This is a genomic window from Algoriphagus sp. (assembly GCF_029254265.1).
Taxonomy (GTDB): Bacteria; Bacteroidota; Bacteroidia; order Cytophagales; family Cyclobacteriaceae; genus Algoriphagus.
In genome coordinates this window covers 134,584-150,865 of record NZ_JAQWXX010000132.1, presented here as the reverse complement: position 1 = coordinate 150,865, position 16,282 = coordinate 134,584, and the positions used below count along the sequence as shown (strand labels likewise).

Sequence of the window (16,282 nt, the reverse complement as noted above, 5' to 3'; positions counted from 1 at the left end):
CAGCTTTCTAATTGACTATTTTAAATTCAAATCATAGGGATCCCAAACCAATGATCTTATAAAAAAGCAATGCAGTCAAACCTTTCAGCCTGACTGCATTAAATGAAACATATAAGTGATTTTAAAGCTTAGAATGTGGAATTGACAAAATTAAACCGCTGCAAATAACTGAGATCATTGGCCGATTGAGGTTGGTTGGAAAAAAACCTTCCCAGACCTAATCGATCCTCTAACTGTTTTTCCGGTGTTGGTGGATTTCTAAAATCAGCATTTTCATCTTTGCTAAAGTCTTTTTGGCTGACCAATTGCCCGGCAAAGTCGTAATAGTTCCAAGTACCAATTTTGTTTCCCCCAGAATAGTTGCCAGTACTAGCCACACTTTCTGTTTTTGGAAAATACTGATACCATAGTCCTGAACGCTTACCTTTCGCATATCTTCCTTTTTCAAGAATATTCCCTACAGAATCGAAGATAATTCGCCTGCCGTTACCATTTTTTATTTTTCCACTTTCCAAAAGATTGCCTGAAATGGTTTTGAATTCGCTTATTGAGACCAGTTTGTCCTCAATATAGATTTCCTCCTGATACACGAATCCGTCGGAATCAATCACCTTCCAACTCCCTGTCTTTAAACCAACAAGGTATTCTCCCGATTTGTAAAGTCCGGCTACTCCTTCAAATACTTCTTTCCATTCTCCACTTTTTTGACCCGCTTGATAAGTTCCTTCGGAAAGCAATATGCCATCAGCATTAAAAAACTCCCAGTTCCCACTTAGACTACCTTTTTCGAATTCGCCTTTAGCACTTATTTTTCCATCTGGATAATATAAAATGAAATCTCCATGCTCCTTTCCATCCAGAAACTGTACCATTTTTTGCTTGACCCCATTTTGAAAAAAAGATTGATAGGAACCATCCATTTGGCCGGATTTTAATGAAATCAATTCCGCAACTGTCCCGTCTGGATAGTAATTTTTTGTAATTCCAGAAAGAAGACCTTCTTCATAAAAAAAATCAGATTTCTTAGTCCCATCCGAATAAAAAGAATTCCATTCTCCCACTTTCTGATCTTCAAAATAGCTTCCTGAGAGCAGAATTTCACCTTCCTGGCTAAATTCAAAAAAGTCACCATTTAGCATTCCTTCAGAATAATTTACCAACTTTTTAATTTTCCCATTTGAAAAATGCTCTTCCAAAATACCATCAGGGAGGTCATTTTTAAAGCTAATTCGATAAACAGTTTTCGTAAGATCAAATTGCTGACTAATCTTCTCACCATCCACTGCTTCGATAGATGCTACCGGCAATTCTGAGAGATCTATTCGTTGGTAGATATTCCAATCCCCATTCTTTTTTCCATTTTCCATTGGACCAGTCCCAATAAAATTGGTATTTCCAAAATAGAAATAAGTGTTTTTGTCTTCCTGTTGAGGATTATAAAGGAATATTAATCCGATGAGAAAAGTGAAGATCGTTTTCATAGGGATAGCGTTTTCAGATGAGCACGAAAAAACCCGATAGGTTCTAATTCTATCGGGTTAACGGTATTTGAAATTTAATTGTTTAGATCACTTCTCCATACAAATCAAATTCCGTCGCATCGGTGATTTTCGCTTGCACAAAGTCCCCCACTCGGCAGTAATGTTTGGCCGCATCGATTAGCACCTCATTATCCACTTCGATTGAGTCAAACTCCGTTCGGCCGACGAAGTGTCCGCATTCTTTCTTATTGATTAAGACTTTGAAAGGCAAGTCTAATTTCCTACTTCAGCATCTGATCAAATCGAAACGGCAATTTGATCAGATGATTTGGTCAAAAAAAACTGCTATTATTTATTTTAAAAATTGCCCCATGGTGGACATACGCATTTGCGTTTCGGCGAATTTGTCCGGAGTTAATGGTGATCCAGATCCAAAGGGAACACCCTGTCTGCCACTATCCAATTTCAATGAGTCTTGTCCGCTATAAGATTCCCCCTTTTCTCGTCCATAAGCAATTTGATCTAAGGTTTCACCGTCAAAACTGTAAAAATACCAGGTGCCAACTCGCTCAGATCCTGATAGCTGGCCTAAAGCTGAGATCCGATTGGATTCTGGAAAATAAAAATACCAATTACCCTTTACCATCCCTTTGGAGATTTTTCCCTTTGCAAGGATCTGCCCTTCTTCATTATAGAAATATCGTTTTCCATTGCCATTTTTTACTTTGTTTTTATCCAATTCCGGATTTGGAATCTGAAATTCACCCAGAGATATCAACTTTCCTTTCTTGTATTGCTCTGCCTGCAAAATCTTCCCTTCTGAACCAAGAAGTTGCCATTCACCTTCCTTGAGTCCGTTTTTATAAGTTCCTTTTCTATAAAATCCCGGAACGATTTCCAATTTCTCAAACCATTCTCCAACCGGAATATTCTTAGCAAATTGACCTTTGAATTTAATTCCCGAATCAGGCAGGTAATACGCATAAGGACCATCCAGTTCTCCTTTTTTGAATACACCCTCCCATTCTACGCTTCCATCAGGAAAATATCCATGAGATTTTCCGTCTAAATATCCTTGATTATAAATCAGCGAAGTTTTGATTTCTCCAGATTTTAGATATTCTATCCACTCCCCGTCCTTTTTACCCTGCAAAATTGTACCTGTAAAATGTAACTCCCCGTCTTCTTGAAATTCGCTGAATTCACCATCCAAAACTCCATCGGTCATATGAGTTACTACTTTGGGCTTGCCATTTGGATGATTTTCCAAGAAACGTCCATTGGGAACTCCTTTTTCAAAGTCTATGACAAACAAAGGAAATTCCTGTTTAAAATCTCGTTCAAACTCTTCAAGGTCAGCTTGAAGTAATGAACTTTTAGGAAGTTGCTCTGGATTATTTCTAACATAAACTTTCCATTCTCCCTCTTTCTCTTCTCCTTCGAGTATCCCTACTCCTATTACATTGGTATTGCCAAAATAATAATACCCAGTATCCAAAGTTTGGGTCTGTAGAAACACTGATAACAGTGCAAAAGCCATTGTATACATCTTAAAAAATTATTTGGTTTAACTAAAAATACGATAGCTAGGACAAAATTAAAACCATGTCTTTCAAATTTATTAAAAACTAGATTACTCTTCCACTGTAGCGTACAAATCAAATTCCGTCGCATCGGTGATTTTCGCTTGGACAAAGTCACCTACTCTACAATAATGTTTGGCTGCATCGATCAGCACTTCATTATCCACTTCTATCGAGTCAAACTCTGTTCGGCCGACGAAGTGTCCACCCTCTTTCTTATCGATTAGCACCTTAAAGGTTTTGCCTATTTTTTCCTGATTCAAGTCATAGGAGATTTGCTCCTGCACTTCCATCAGATGGTTGGCTCGCTCCTGTTTTACTTCCTGAGGAGTGATGTCGTCCATAGTATGCGCGTGAGTATTTTCTTCGTGTGAATAGGTAAACACACCCAAGCGCTCAAACTTCATTCGCTCCACAAAGTCTACCATCTCTTGGAATTCCTTTTCGCCTTCTCCCGGGTGTCCCGCAATCATGGTCGTACGTATCGCAATCTCTGGCAAAATATCTCGGATACTATGAATCAGTTCTTCCTGCTTTTCACGGGTCGTTCCTCTTCGCATCGCCTTGAGCACATCGCTTGATCCGTGTTGCAATGGAATATCCAAGTAGTTGCAAATATTCTCCCGCTCCTTCATCACTTCGATCACTTCCATCGGAAATCCAGTCGGATAGGCATAATGCAGGCGAATCCAGTCTATTCCCTCCACATCAGAAAGTCTTCTCATGAGTTCAGCCAGATTTCGCTTTTTATACAGATCCAAGCCATAATAAGTCGAATCCTGAGCTATCAAAAGCAATTCCTTGGTTCCTCCAGCTGCTTTATGCTGCGCTTCTTTCACCAGTTCCTCAATCGGTCGGGAGATATGTCCTCCACGCATCAAAGGAATCGCACAGAAAGAACAAGGTCTGTCGCAACCTTCTGAAATCTTCATGTAAGCATAGTGCGCGGAATGAGTTAAAAGCCGCTCGCCCACCAACTCATGCTTGTAATCTGCTTTGAACTTCTTTAAAATCGCAGGCAAGTCTCGCGTTCCAAAAAACGCATCTACTTGGGGGATTTCTTTTTCCAAATCGTCTTTGTAGCGCTGCGAAAGACAACCAGTCACATAGACTTTGTCCACCAAACCCTGCTCTTTGGCATCCACATATTGCAAAATCGTATCAATCGATTCCTGCTTCGCATTGTCTATAAAACCACAGGTATTGATGATCACAATATTATTATCATCCGAATTGGACTCATGGCTGGCGTTAATGCCATTGCCTCTAAGTTGGGTCAGTAGCACTTCCGAATCCACTAGATTCTTGGAGCAGCCCATGGTGATAATATTGACTTTGTCTTTTTTGAGAGTTCTCGCTTTCACAGTTTTCCTACTTTTTGAGGGTGCAAAGGTAGGGAAAATTTTATGTCAACAGACCACTGTCAACAGTCGACTGTGGTCTGTGGTCAATATCCCGTTATTTCTTTCATTAGCCTAAAGAACCCCTTTTTTCGCTCAGAATTAATTCCCCAATCTACCGGGACACTCTGGTAGCCTTTGGAGAATCCTTCTTCTTTCATTCGGTAATCAAAATATCCCCAGGAAGCGTAGGCAGAAACTGCTGCCGTGAAATTATTCAGGTCTTGATCAAAATTGAAGTGATCATCCTCATTAAAGACAATAGGTTTTGGGGCATAGCCTGCTACCGATTGAGTTTCCTGCACCATGGCTTTGATCCGATTGGGATCTTTTACACCATTTCCATGAAGAAGAATATAATCTGAAGTTCGAACTACATTTTCTAAAGGAATAGCCCCTCCGCCATAACTGGTGCTGACCAACAATCTCCGGCCTGATTTAGTTGGAATTTTCATCAATTCGATTAATTCGTGAACTCGCTCAGGTTGCAAAATCGCATGATCGTAGCGAATATTGCATTCGTTATTGATTTCAATCAAAACATTCCGGTAATCCTTTTTCAGTAGCCAGTCCCGCATCCCCGTAACAGCACGGATCACCGCTGTTTCATCTTCCAAATTTTCATCCTGACCAAAGTAAAATAAGCCTAAAATAGGCGCCATCCCCAATCGGTCAGCTTCATCAAGAATTAGTTCTAATCGAGCGAGATAGGCTTTTCGGATTTTTCCTTTTTCATCGAAAGCTGAATTGATCCAAGGCTGATTTTGAGAATAACCAAAAGGACTTCCTCCCTGTAGATTAATGGTAAAAGAAAGCATGCCGTAAGAATTCCACTCTTCCATGTGACTCACAAACTCACTCGTATTCCTATCGGCATCCCAAGTTTTAGTATCCGGGTATTCCCAATTAAAAATCGTCTCCTGGTTCAAATCGTCAAAAATTCCTTGAACCATTCTAGAATTCATCAGTAACCCTTCTATTCGATTTCCCTTCCAAGTCCTTCCTTCGTAAGTAGGCTTTCCATTAATAAAAAATTGCTCCCCTCGGATCTCAACTTCTGTTTTACCCTGAGCTAAAAGACACACTGATGAAGCGAAAAAGAGAATACCAATTAAAAATGCAGCTGTAAATTTCATAGGTCTTTAGGAGCTTCGTTAACTTAAAATTATGTCAAAAAGTACCCAAAACTTGCAAGAAAACATATGGAACGAGTAATTTTTAATCTCACTCAAGCCTGTATTACCAATTTATTAAACCTGCTCTTTTTTGTTAAACTAAGCATAACCGAAAAGTGTCGCTGGACGGAATTCCGATAGCTACTTTTGAATCATACAGCAAAACTTTTTAACTCCTTGCATTTATTTTTTAACCCCGGCCAAGGCCGGGGTTTTGCATTTTATAGGTTTAAATGGATTAAAAGACACATTTTTTAAAAATCCCCTAGACTGGATCAGAAAGCCGAATTTTAAGCTTTGTAAAGCCTAAAAGCTATTTTAACTTAGTGCTCAAATCCCAAAGAAATGACTGAATTGACCCAATCGGCTTTATTGACTTTTGATCGAAAGAATTATTCTAACGAAACACTTCTTTCTCTTTACGAATCACTGATTATGCCTCGCAGAATCGAAGAGAAAATGTTGATTCTGCTTCGTCAGGGTCGAATTTCCAAATGGTTTAGCGGTTGGGGACAAGAGGCAATTTCGATTGGAGCAGTCAATGCCTTGGCCGCAAATGAATACATTCTACCAATGCATCGAAATCTGGGGATTTTCACCGGCAGAGATATGCCGCTGGAAAAGCTTTTTGCTCAGTTTCAGGGAAAAGCTTCGGGTTTCACCAAAGGCAGGGATCGTTCTTTTCACTTTGGAAGTAATGAACATCACATCGTCGGGATGATCTCTCACTTAGGCCCACAACTTGCAATTGCAGATGGGATCGCTTTGGCAGATAAGCTTTCAAAAGAAAAGAAAGTGACCTTGGTTTTTTCAGGAGATGGGGCAAGTTCAGAGGGTGACTTTCACGAAGGTTTGAATGTCGCCGCAGTGTGGAAACTTCCGGTGATTTTTATTGTAGAGCACAATGGCTACGGACTTTCTACCCCAAGCGAAGAGCAATTTGCTTTCAAATACTTTACTGAAAAAGGCCCAGGCTATGGTATGGAAACTCTCAGAATTCAAGGAAATAACGTTTTGGAAGTCTACGATGCAATCAGGAATCTAGCAGAGGATATCCGGAAAAACCCACGTCCAGTGCTTGTCGAAGCCATCACCTTCCGAATGCGGGGACATGAGGAAGCATCTGGGACAAAGTATGTTCCTAAGCAATTGATGGAAGACTGGTCAAAGCTTGATCCGGTGGATAATTACGAAGCCTACTTAGAATCCATTGGCGTATTGGATGAAAAAACAAAAGAACGAATCAACAAAAAAGTAAAGAAAGCCATCAATGATGGACTGGAGGTTGCATTTGCGGAAGAAGCCATTCAACCAGATCTTGAGTTGGAATTGAAAGATGTTTATGCGCCATTTACCCAGGAAGTAATTTCTCCTTCAGAAAACAATCCCAAATCCGAAAAACGATTTGTGGACGCAATCTCAGACGGGCTTTTCCAGTCCATGGAAAAGTATCCAAACCTCGTGCTGATGGGACAAGATATTGGTGAGTACGGAGGAGTATTCAAAATCACTGATGGGTTCAAAGGAAAATTCGGAGCTGATCGCGTTCGAAATACGCCGCTCTGTGAAAGTGCTATTATCGGAGCAGGATTGGGACTTTCCATCAAAGGCTACAAAGCCATGGTGGAGATGCAATTTGCGGATTTTGTCTCGGTAGGCTTTAATCAAATCGTAAATAACCTGGCCAAAATCCATTACCGCTGGGGGCAAAATGCCGATGTGGTCGTTCGGATGCCAACCGGTGCCGGAATGGCTGCTGGCCCATTCCATTCTCAATCCAATGAGGCTTGGTTTTTCCATACCCCAGGATTAAAAATCGTCTATCCATCAAACCCTTACGATGCCAAAGGCTTACTCAATGCGGCTCTGGAGGACCCGAACCCTTATTTATATTTTGAGCACAAAGGCATGTACCGGTCCATCAGTGCGGAGATTCCGGATGAATATTACACGGTAGAAATAGGCAAAGCAGCTTTAGCGAAAACTGGAGATCAGGTATCCATCATCACTTATGGCATGGGAGTCCACTGGGCACTGAAAGCCATAGAAGAAATGGGGATTTCTGCAGATATCTTGGATCTGCGGACTCTTTTACCTTGGGATAAAGAATCTGTGAAAGCTACGGTGAAGAAAACAGGGAAAGTGATTTTTCTTCAGGAGGACTGCCTGACTGGCGGAATTGGAGCAGAGATTTGTGCCTGGATTTCTGAGCATTGCTTTACCGACCTAGATGCGCCTGTCATGCGGGAAGGGAGTTTGGATACCCCTGTTCCTTTTGCTCCAAGCTTGGAGAAGCAGTTTTTGCCTGTCGCCCGATTCCAGAATAAATTGAGGGAGTTGGTGGAGTATTGATTGGAAGATTACTTCGCAAAAGACAATTAACTGCCGCTGTTTGTCCTCACGGACAGCAAAATCTTAAGCTTCAAATAAACATCATTTATGTGAGTGGAGACACTCACTTGGGAGAAGTAGCAAAATCTTAAATCTTTGATAAAACAATTTAGGATTTGAGAATATCAACCCCTGCATTTTTAAAATTTATTTTTAATTTTACAGGGATGATAAAACGAAGCATAGAAAAGGATTTCATAGAATCACTACGGTTATTTCCAGTTACAGGAGTAATCGGCCCCCGCCAAGTCGGCAAAACCACCCTAGTGAAATCTATCACTTACAAAGTCCCATTTATCTATTTGGATTTGGAGCGTAATTCTGATTTGAATAAACTTTCGGACCCTGAATTATTCTTTTCACAGAATTTAGACAAAACAATTATTCTGGACGAGATCCATCATTTACCAAGCCTTTTTCCGATTATTCGAGCCATGGTGGACGAAGATCGGAGGCCAGGACGATTCGTTATTCTGGGCTCGGCAGCTCCGACCTTACTTCTCCAAAGTACAGAAAGCCTAGCTGGAAGAATAAATTACCTAGAAATGACTCCGCTAAATCTTCTCGAAATTTCAGATGTAGATCAAACTAATTCACTCTGGATAAACGGAGGCTTCCCAGAACCATTTCTCTCCACAGAAAACTCATTTTCACATATTTGGTATCGGAATTTCGTCAATAGCTATATCCAACGAGATTTACCTCAATACGGACTTCCCGCTGAACCAAGACAGACCCGACAGTTGATGATGATGATCGCAAATGCACAAGGTGGCCCGCTTAATTACAGTGCCTATTCGAAAGCACTAGGACTTTCAAACCCTACGGTGAAAACATATATGAGTTTCTTGATCGAGGCATTTCTCTTGCGTGAACTCCCCTCCTGGCACGTAAATCTCAAAAAGCGATTGGTAAAATCCCCAAAACTGTACTACCGAGACACCGGAATGCTTCATTACCTGACAGGGATCCAATCGATGAATGACCTATTCGGAAATATACTCTTGGGATCATCTTGGGAAGCTTTTGTGATCAATCAAGCGGCAAGTGTTTTGCCTCAAGATTGTGAACTTTATTATTACCGAACTCAGGACGGAGCTGAAATCGACCTCCTGATTAGAAGAGGGAATCAATGGCTTTCCGCAGTGGAAATTAAATTCAGTTTAACCCCTAAAATAAGTAAAGGGACTTTTCTAGCAATGGATGATCTGGGAATCGAACACCTCCATGTGGTCATTCCAAAAGAAGACAGCTACCCGATTGCAAAGAATGTGACTGTGGTCGGAATTGTAAAATTCTTGAAGGAGTTGGAATCTCTATCCTAGTCAAAATAAAAAACCCCGACAACTCCTTTTTCCGTATCAATTTAAAAAAACAGTTGATGCAAAGATTTCTAACATTCTCTTTTTTCTTCTTCACTACGCTAACCGTTCAAGCTCAATTTTTTCTTGCCGGTGGACATTTCAATGGGAGTTCGTCAGTAGGAAAACTTAAGGAAGAAGCAGGATCGATTTTTTTTCCTACCCTTTCAGGATTTATGCTTTATGAATTTCAAACCGCTCCCATACAAATTGGATTGGATTTGGGCTATGGTCTCTATGGAAGTAAGTTGGAAAAGCGAACTGATTTATACCAAGGATTTAGCGATGAGTTACGGCTGCGAAGAAATAATTACATCGCTACAGGCATGATTACCATGCGATACTTGCCTTGGGTAAATGCCAAATACACTCCTTTTATCGAAACTCAATTCGGGGCAAATTACCTCTATACACGATACCAAATCCGGGTAACCATCGATGAAGAACCAATCGAAGCAGATTCCGATCACAGGGATTGGGCTATAGCTTATCGAATCGGAGCGGGAATTCAGATTCCCTTGCCTTTTTTGGATGAAGGAACCAAGTTGGAATTAAAAACCAGTTACCAAGACAGCAACAGTATCCGTTTTTTGACCAAAGGGGATGTCACTTACCTTCCAGATCAGGGAAACGGGGAGTTTGACTACAATTTCCGTAGAAGCCCGCTTCAGTTACTTACTTTTTCAGTTGGAATCGTAGTGTATGATTTGTTTCATTGAGCGGTCTTGAGTCTCAGTTTATAAAACAAATTATAATCCCGCTCTATTTCTCCTTCAGCGGCTTTGACAATCAGCGTTCCATCAGACAAACCAATGTTTACAACACCTGCCACTGGAAGCTCATTGAGGATTCCAATTTGCTGATCTTCTTTTACAATAATATATCGCGGTTTTCTATACTTGGTTAGGGCTTCTCTGAATTCCGGATCTCTGAAATACTCCTCAGATTTTGCCCTGAAACCCATTAAAATATCTTCAGGCATTGGAGTGAAAAATATAAGTATCTGATAGGGGCCAAAAGCTTTGATATCGTTAAAACCTGGGTATACTAAACCATCCATACCAAGAGATGCCTCATACCCATCCCGATCAGGATGGCTCAACTCTACTACTGTTTGATAAACAGCGTCATTTCCTTCCAGCTTATAAATCCCAAGTTGATTACCCATCTGCGGTAAGGAAGCCAGGGTTTTGGTAGTTGGGTTAAACGATAAACTTGGATAAGTTGCCCCGATCCACTTTTGCTCTTTTTTATAAGTCCAGTCATCAGGATATACATTTAGGTAGTGAACGGAGTCCTGCTCCAAATCAAGTATAAATCCTTTATTCACCTTATTGTAAAAATCAGCTCCAATGGTCTCCAAATCTATATCAGCGATAGAGAAGGAGTTCGGTTCCTCCCCCACCAACTTATACTTCCCATCCTCTTCAAACACTGTAAAACTCTGTTTATTTGAGTTGATAGAAAGAGACATCATCTCTTTCACCGTACCCTTGGTTTTTTTGATCTTAGTAAAATCAGCATCGAACAAGTGATATGGCATCTCCATAGAAAGCTCTTTAAAAACATATCCGGATTCTCCGTAAAACCTCCCTTCAAAAAATTGAGGAACCTGATTTGGCCCTTCGCCTCCTAGCTCATGCTTTTCAAGTATTTCTCCCCGTCCATTGACCAGAAAAACCTTTCCTTCTCTGGTATTTTTCATCAGATATAGATCCTTTGAGGGATGGTAATCCAAAATGGTAACCGGCTCAAGCAAATCCACTAGGATAGAATCCACCACCTCAAACTGAAGCTCTTGAATTGGGCTAGTTGGAGTTGTAGTGGTTTCTTTTTCGGAACAGGAAAAAAGGGCTGCGAAGAACATCCCGAAACAAATTAAAAAAACAGGTCTGTACATGGATAAGGAGTTTGGTTTTATGATAGGTCGCATTTTCTAGCAATTATAGGACAATTCGGCACGGTTATTTTCCTTTAAGCTCATCCAAAAAATCCTGATAATTGGGAAATGAGGGATTTTCTAAAAACTGAACTTTTCCGTCTTTCGTATTAAAAACAATCCCATTCGTATCTCCGACTACATTTTGAATATAAAACTCCTTGGCAGGATCATACAATATGGGCCGCTGAAAATCCGTTTCTTTCATCCATTTTTCTATTTTACTCTTTTCATTTCCAGAATAGTAGAAAATGAATTTTATCTCAGGATTATTTTCAAAATAGGGATTCCAATCAAAGTTAAATATTGAATATTCCGAGAGGTTATTAGCAAAAACTATGACCTGAAAGTCTGCATCAAACCAGCTGGAATCAAACTTTGTACCCCGATCAGGATTGATTACTTCAGCGTTTCTAAAATGCTGAATCTGCTTTCCTTTTGGAGTCTCCGTCTCTTTTTGATTGATGAAAAATAACAAAGCGCCAATCCCAATCAGTAAAATTAGAATGACACTATTCTGGTATTTTCGCATACAAGATCACCGGGTTTGAATCCTCGCTTAGTTTCGATAGTTGCTCCAAAATGGCTGGACTAGCCTTGATCGAATTAAGATTCTTGATCAGATATGGTGCATAGGCTATAAAAACGATCTGATCCCCTTCGATGCCGATCGGACTATAAAATTGTCCAAGTCCTTCCTCATCTACCAAAAACTTCAACTGCTTCTGAGTTTTCTTATTTAAGATAAAAAGCTCCTTCTTCCGAAATTCAGAACTTTGGGTGATCACATCGGCAAAGAAGTAATCTGCAGTTTCAGCCATAAAATAAATATCTGAAAAACCCTGTTCTTGGATCATTTCAAAGCCTGCAAAAGGGTCGGTCATCTCCCAAAACTTCTCTGGAACGGTATATTTTCCAAAATCGATTTTTATGACCGGCTGAATGGTGTCAGACTCCATTTCATATACCATAGTTTTAAATGGTTCACGAAACAAAATCCGATTATCCCCTTTAAAAAAAACCTGCTCGTCGATAGGAAGCATCTCATCTGCAAATAGATTTTCCAAAATCGAGCGTTTTATTTTTCCATTTTGATCAGTTTTTATCAGACGATGTGTCCCCGCAACCTTGTTATAACCACTATAAAACCAATGGCCATCTTTCAAAGGTTGAAAAGAGAATACATTGAGTGGGAACTTCGTAGTAGAAACCAACTCATTTGAGGGTGCAAATTTATACAACTCAATTCTATCCCCAAGTCCATCAATGACTTGAAGGGTATCCCGATATACTTTAAAATCGTTGAACCCTCTGATTTGACCAGGAGCCTCACCTACCATAGCTGCTAGCCCTAAGTAATTTCCCTCCCTGGAAAAATGATGAATACCTTTTGGCCGCATGTAATTCGCTACATAAAATTGATCAGAATCATAACTAACCTTCAAATCTGAACCAAGCAACTCAGTAGTATCTGATTCAAGAAGAATCACTTTTAGAATTTCAAAATCTGGAGTAATTGCCTCCAATTGATCAAATTGAATAGCGATAGGTCCGGATTCCTCTGATTTACCACAGGCAAAAAGAGTAAGCAAGATGATTGGCAATAGATTTTTCATGTGATTATTTTTGATTTTCAAAGGTTACATGGAATCTCGCATCCAGCAAAATCATCCAAGTGTGTGACTTTTGAGTCATACTCGATTTCATATGAATTTTAATTTAATATTACATTCAAAACCTTCGAGGTTCGAAAAAAACCTCAAAGGTTATCTCACGTTCCGCCGCCGCGTCGCCGTGAGAAAAACCATTTGCGCCTTGGCTCCTTAGCGGGAGCCACAATCTTCTCCGCAATAACCTCTCTTTTCCAAAGCAACATCGGCAAGATCCAGAACACCCCCACCATACTAAATACCAATCCTCCGATCGTACCAATTGCCAGTGAAAACCAGAAAATCTCATTTTGCCCCTCAATCAGAAATGGAATCAATCCAAAGCAGGTGGACATGATCGTGAGCAAAATAGGAATTGCTTTTCCTGCTACTGATTTTAAAACATTGCGATTATAAAGTCCCGTTGAACGGTTGTTCAGGTCGTTGATGATAAAGATTCCGGCATTGACCGCCAAGCCCCCGAGCATCACAAAAGCGGCATATCCTCCCTGATCAAAGTAGAAATCAAACAGGGAAAAGATCAAAAATAAGCCGATAAAGCTAATCGGTATAATGACGATAATATAGATTGGCTGCTTGAGATTCTCAAACAAAACGGCACAGATAAAGAAAATCCCGATGATCAGGAACCCGATCAAGCCGTATTGACGCTTCGCTTTTTCGTAATCCCAAGACCAGGTTTGCTTTTTCGCTTCATAGCCGATTGGCATGAGTTGCTTCATTTCGGCTAATACTTCATCCAGATATTCATTTCCGAATTTAGCAGACCCCATGTACTCAAAGGAAGCTACCCGGAGGTATTGCCGATCTTCTTTATGCAGGGCATTGGTGGTGGTTTCTTTGGTCAGGGTGCCGTAATCAGAGATTTTAAAAATCCGATCTCCTCCACCAATCAATCCTTTTTGCTCTAAGTCAAACTTGCTGAAATCCTTAGAATCTGTTTCTCGAATTACTAAGCCATAGTTTTTTTCTTCCAAAGTCAACATCCCAGAGGGTCCTTGCGGCTTGCTCAGATCCAGCATGGTATTAATCACTTCATACTGATTGGTCTCGCCAAGAGCGATTTGATTCTGATCCAATCGCAAGACATATTCTTCCGTCTTTTGCTCATTGTAGCTGAGACGCTCGTTGGTATTGACCTCTTGGATTCGCTTGTGTTTCAGTAGTTTTTCAGCTAGGATTTCGGTTTGCTTTTCGAGTTCGTCAAAGTTGTAACCCCGCATTTCCACTCGGAAATTTGGGATTCCTTCACCTCCACCTCCGGTGTAAAAACCCTGACCCACTCCGTAAATATTCCATTGAGCACCCGACCAATCTGTGGATTTAACGGATAGTTTTCCCTTCAACTGATAAGGTAAAGCACCTTTTTCGTAGGCTTCATCAAATGTGATCGAGATCTGTGCACTTTGTCCAGATTGCACAAATGTGACAAACTGATCTATTCCTTTGACATCTTTCAGATAGGTTTCAAATTCCCGCATGATGAAATCCATCTGATCCAAGGTATTTCCAAATGGAAGTCGGGCATAAACATAGAGCCGAGTTTTCTCCGCTTCCCGATAGGAGCTTTTTTCATACACTCCACGCACAAACATCCGAAGGGAACCGCCCAAAGCTTTATCTACATAGGGTCGGATTTCCTCTTGGTAAAAGGTATTTCCCACCGTCTTATTGTACCATTCCTGACCTTCCCATTTGGCGGGAAGAAAGAAAATAGGCGTACCAAACAACAAAATCATCAACGTGATAAAGGACTTTCGGTAGCGCGCAGTCCACGCAATCCCGCTTTCATAGCGTCGCAAAGCCTTAACCCGCTTACGGAGTTTAGGGATAGTCAACCCCCTGGCCTTTTTCACAGATTCTTTGAACATCACCTGATAAAAGGCAGGCGTAAAAAACAGTGCAATCAACAAGCTAATCCCCAGCATCACGGATACCACAATGGAAAATTCTGTCAGGTTCTTTCGATCTTCTTCCGGAAGAAGAAAGACAATCATCAGCGCTGCAATCGTAGTCAGCGAAGCGGCCAGCAAAGCGAGGAAAACTTTACGATTTCGATGCTTGTGCAAGTGATCGATCATGATGATCGCATTATCCACAATCAATCCAAAACTAATCGTGAGACCCGCCAGTGAATAAAGATGAATATCAACTTTCAGAAAATAGAGAATGATCGCACAAAGGCTCAAATTTGCCACAATCCCCAAAAAGAGAATCGTGAGGTACTTCAAATTGCGATTGATCAAGAATATAAAAAGGATCAAGATCAAAATCGAGAGTCCCGATCGCTTGTAGATTTTATCAAGCTCTTTTTCGAGAAACTCAGTGTCGTCATTTTCGAGACGAACCTCAAATCCCGCAGGAAGTAGTTGCCCGGCTTGCTCGATGGATTCTTTTAGATTTTGCGCTAGCAGGACTTTATTGACCCCATCTCGGTTAAAGATGGAAAGCGTAACGGAGTTATTGCCATTGATCCGGTAATAGCTACTCGGCTCAGCTTCTTCCAAGGTGATTTTTGCAACATCCCGAAGACGTACCGGCATTCCGTTTACTTGTTTGATGGTCAGCTCTTCAAGTTGAACCATTTCCTTTAGCGAGCGATCCACTTGTACAAAAAGTGTCTCTCCTTTATTATTAACGACTGCACCGGGAAATTCCCGACCAAAAGCCTGATTGACCCTCGAATTCAATTCACCTCGAGTCACTCCAAAAGCCTGCATCTTTTGGATATCAAAGGTCACATAAAGCTGCAAGTCATTCGCTCCACGAACAGAGACTTCTTCCACCGCTTCGAATTTTGTCAAGGCTGGCTTCAAAATATCTTCTGCTATCTTTTTAATTTCGAAGGAAGCAAAAGGTCCGTTGACGCTGTAAGTCAAAATAGGAGTCTTGACATTATTTTGCCTTTCGGCAGTCTGACTCACCAATGGATACGAAACCCGCTGATCAAGTTGCGGATAAACCTGCCGAATCATAGAGGAAACCTCAAACTTTTTGAGCTCCATGTCCGCTTTCTTGTCAAATGTGAGCGTGATCGAACCCTGGTCGTAATTGGAAACTGAGGAAATTTTTTTCAGCTCAGAAAGTCTGGAAAAAGTCCCTTCCAGCGGAGAAGTCGCCAACTTTTCGACGATCTCAGGCGAAGACCTTGGAATCGAATAGCTGATCCGAAGCACGGGTTCCCGCTCTCGTGGGTTCAAATCCACAGAAAGCAAAGGAATAACCGCAAATCCACAAATGGAAAGCAATACAAAAGCAATCAGGATTCGAAATGGTGTCATA

At 40.8% G+C, this 16,282-nt stretch carries 11 protein-coding genes and 1 pseudogene; 3 read left to right on the top strand and 9 right to left on the bottom strand.

Features of this window, described 5'->3' with window-relative positions:
- Positions 1-128: 128 nt before the first annotated feature.
- The 5 genes and pseudogenes from P8O16_RS20050 to P8O16_RS20030 form a co-directional block, all read right to left on the bottom strand.
- Entirely contained in the window at positions 129-1,481 is a 1,353-nt protein-coding gene (locus P8O16_RS20050) for a toxin-antitoxin system YwqK family antitoxin (RefSeq protein ID WP_300318028.1), read from the bottom strand.
- Positions 1,482-1,563: 82 nt separating this feature from the next.
- A pseudogene (locus P8O16_RS20045) lies at positions 1,564-1,746 on the bottom strand (TRAM domain-containing protein); the annotation flags it as partial.
- Between the two features lie 87 nt (positions 1,747-1,833).
- Positions 1,834-3,021, bottom strand: coding sequence for a hypothetical protein (locus P8O16_RS20040; protein ID WP_300318026.1), 1,188 nt, complete (start codon positions 3,019-3,021; stop codon positions 1,834-1,836).
- Between the two features lie 93 nt (positions 3,022-3,114).
- The gene (rimO, locus tag P8O16_RS20035) at positions 3,115-4,428 is read right to left on the bottom strand and encodes a 30S ribosomal protein S12 methylthiotransferase RimO (protein ID WP_300318022.1); all 1,314 of its coding nucleotides are present in this window, start codon (positions 4,426-4,428) and stop codon (positions 3,115-3,117) included.
- An 83-nt stretch (positions 4,429-4,511) separates the two neighbouring features.
- Positions 4,512-5,600 (bottom strand): hypothetical protein, encoded by a 1,089-nt coding sequence (locus P8O16_RS20030; protein WP_300318020.1) that lies wholly within the window; start codon positions 5,598-5,600, stop codon positions 4,512-4,514.
- 384 nt (positions 5,601-5,984) lie between these two features.
- On the opposite strand from P8O16_RS20030, the gene P8O16_RS20025 reads away from it, so the two are divergent.
- The 3 genes from P8O16_RS20025 (at position 5,985) to P8O16_RS20015 (ending at position 10,110) form a co-directional block, all read left to right on the top strand.
- Positions 5,985-7,991, top strand: a complete 2,007-nt coding sequence (locus P8O16_RS20025) for a dehydrogenase E1 component subunit alpha/beta (protein ID WP_300318018.1) — start codon at positions 5,985-5,987, stop codon at positions 7,989-7,991.
- A 206-nt stretch (positions 7,992-8,197) separates the two neighbouring features.
- Positions 8,198-9,355, top strand: a complete 1,158-nt coding sequence (locus P8O16_RS20020) for an ATP-binding protein (RefSeq protein WP_300318015.1) — start codon at positions 8,198-8,200, stop codon at positions 9,353-9,355.
- 56 nt (positions 9,356-9,411) lie between these two features.
- Positions 9,412-10,110 carry a hypothetical protein gene (locus P8O16_RS20015; RefSeq protein WP_300318013.1) on the top strand — a complete coding sequence of 233 codons (699 nt, stop codon included), beginning with the start codon at positions 9,412-9,414 and terminating at the stop codon, positions 10,108-10,110.
- Here P8O16_RS20015 and P8O16_RS20010 read toward each other — a convergent pair.
- From P8O16_RS20010 to P8O16_RS19995, 4 genes are all read right to left on the bottom strand, one after another.
- Positions 10,104-11,291 (bottom strand): hypothetical protein, encoded by a 1,188-nt coding sequence (locus P8O16_RS20010; protein WP_300318012.1) that lies wholly within the window; start codon positions 11,289-11,291, stop codon positions 10,104-10,106. The genes P8O16_RS20015 and P8O16_RS20010 overlap by 7 nt on opposite strands.
- 64 nt (positions 11,292-11,355) lie before the next feature.
- Positions 11,356-11,862, bottom strand: a complete 507-nt coding sequence (locus P8O16_RS20005; protein ID WP_300318009.1) for a hypothetical protein — start codon at positions 11,860-11,862, stop codon at positions 11,356-11,358.
- Positions 11,843-12,946, bottom strand: coding sequence for a 6-bladed beta-propeller (locus P8O16_RS20000; protein ID WP_300318007.1), 1,104 nt, complete (start codon positions 12,944-12,946; stop codon positions 11,843-11,845). The genes P8O16_RS20005 and P8O16_RS20000 overlap by 20 nt, the downstream gene beginning before the upstream one ends.
- A 155-nt stretch (positions 12,947-13,101) precedes the next feature.
- Positions 13,102-16,281 carry an efflux RND transporter permease subunit gene (locus P8O16_RS19995; protein ID WP_300318004.1) on the bottom strand — a complete coding sequence of 1,060 codons (3,180 nt, stop codon included), beginning with the start codon at positions 16,279-16,281 and terminating at the stop codon, positions 13,102-13,104.
- Between the last annotated feature and the right edge of the window lies 1 nt (position 16,282).

Bases quoted from the DNA above. Each gene is read 5' to 3' on its own strand.
- P8O16_RS20050 (WP_300318028.1), bottom strand. From the start codon at position 1,481: ATGAAAACGATCTTCACTTTTCTCATCGGATTAATATTCCTTTATAAT.
- P8O16_RS20040 (WP_300318026.1), bottom strand. From the start codon at position 3,021: ATGGCTTTTGCACTGTTATCAGTGTTTCTACAGACCCAAACTTTGGAT.
- P8O16_RS20030 (WP_300318020.1), bottom strand. From the start codon at position 5,600: ATGAAATTTACAGCTGCATTTTTAATTGGTATTCTCTTTTTCGCTTCA.
- P8O16_RS20025 (WP_300318018.1), top strand. From the start codon at position 5,985: ATGACTGAATTGACCCAATCGGCTTTATTGACTTTTGATCGAAAGAAT.
- P8O16_RS20020 (WP_300318015.1), top strand. From the start codon at position 8,198: ATGATAAAACGAAGCATAGAAAAGGATTTCATAGAATCACTACGGTTA.
- P8O16_RS20015 (WP_300318013.1), top strand. From the start codon at position 9,412: ATGCAAAGATTTCTAACATTCTCTTTTTTCTTCTTCACTACGCTAACC.
- P8O16_RS20010 (WP_300318012.1), bottom strand. From the start codon at position 11,291: ATGTACAGACCTGTTTTTTTAATTTGTTTCGGGATGTTCTTCGCAGCC.
- P8O16_RS20005 (WP_300318009.1), bottom strand. From the start codon at position 11,862: ATGCGAAAATACCAGAATAGTGTCATTCTAATTTTACTGATTGGGATT.
- P8O16_RS20000 (WP_300318007.1), bottom strand. From the start codon at position 12,946: ATGAAAAATCTATTGCCAATCATCTTGCTTACTCTTTTTGCCTGTGGT.
- P8O16_RS19995 (WP_300318004.1), bottom strand. From the start codon at position 16,281: ATGACACCATTTCGAATCCTGATTGCTTTTGTATTGCTTTCCATTTGT.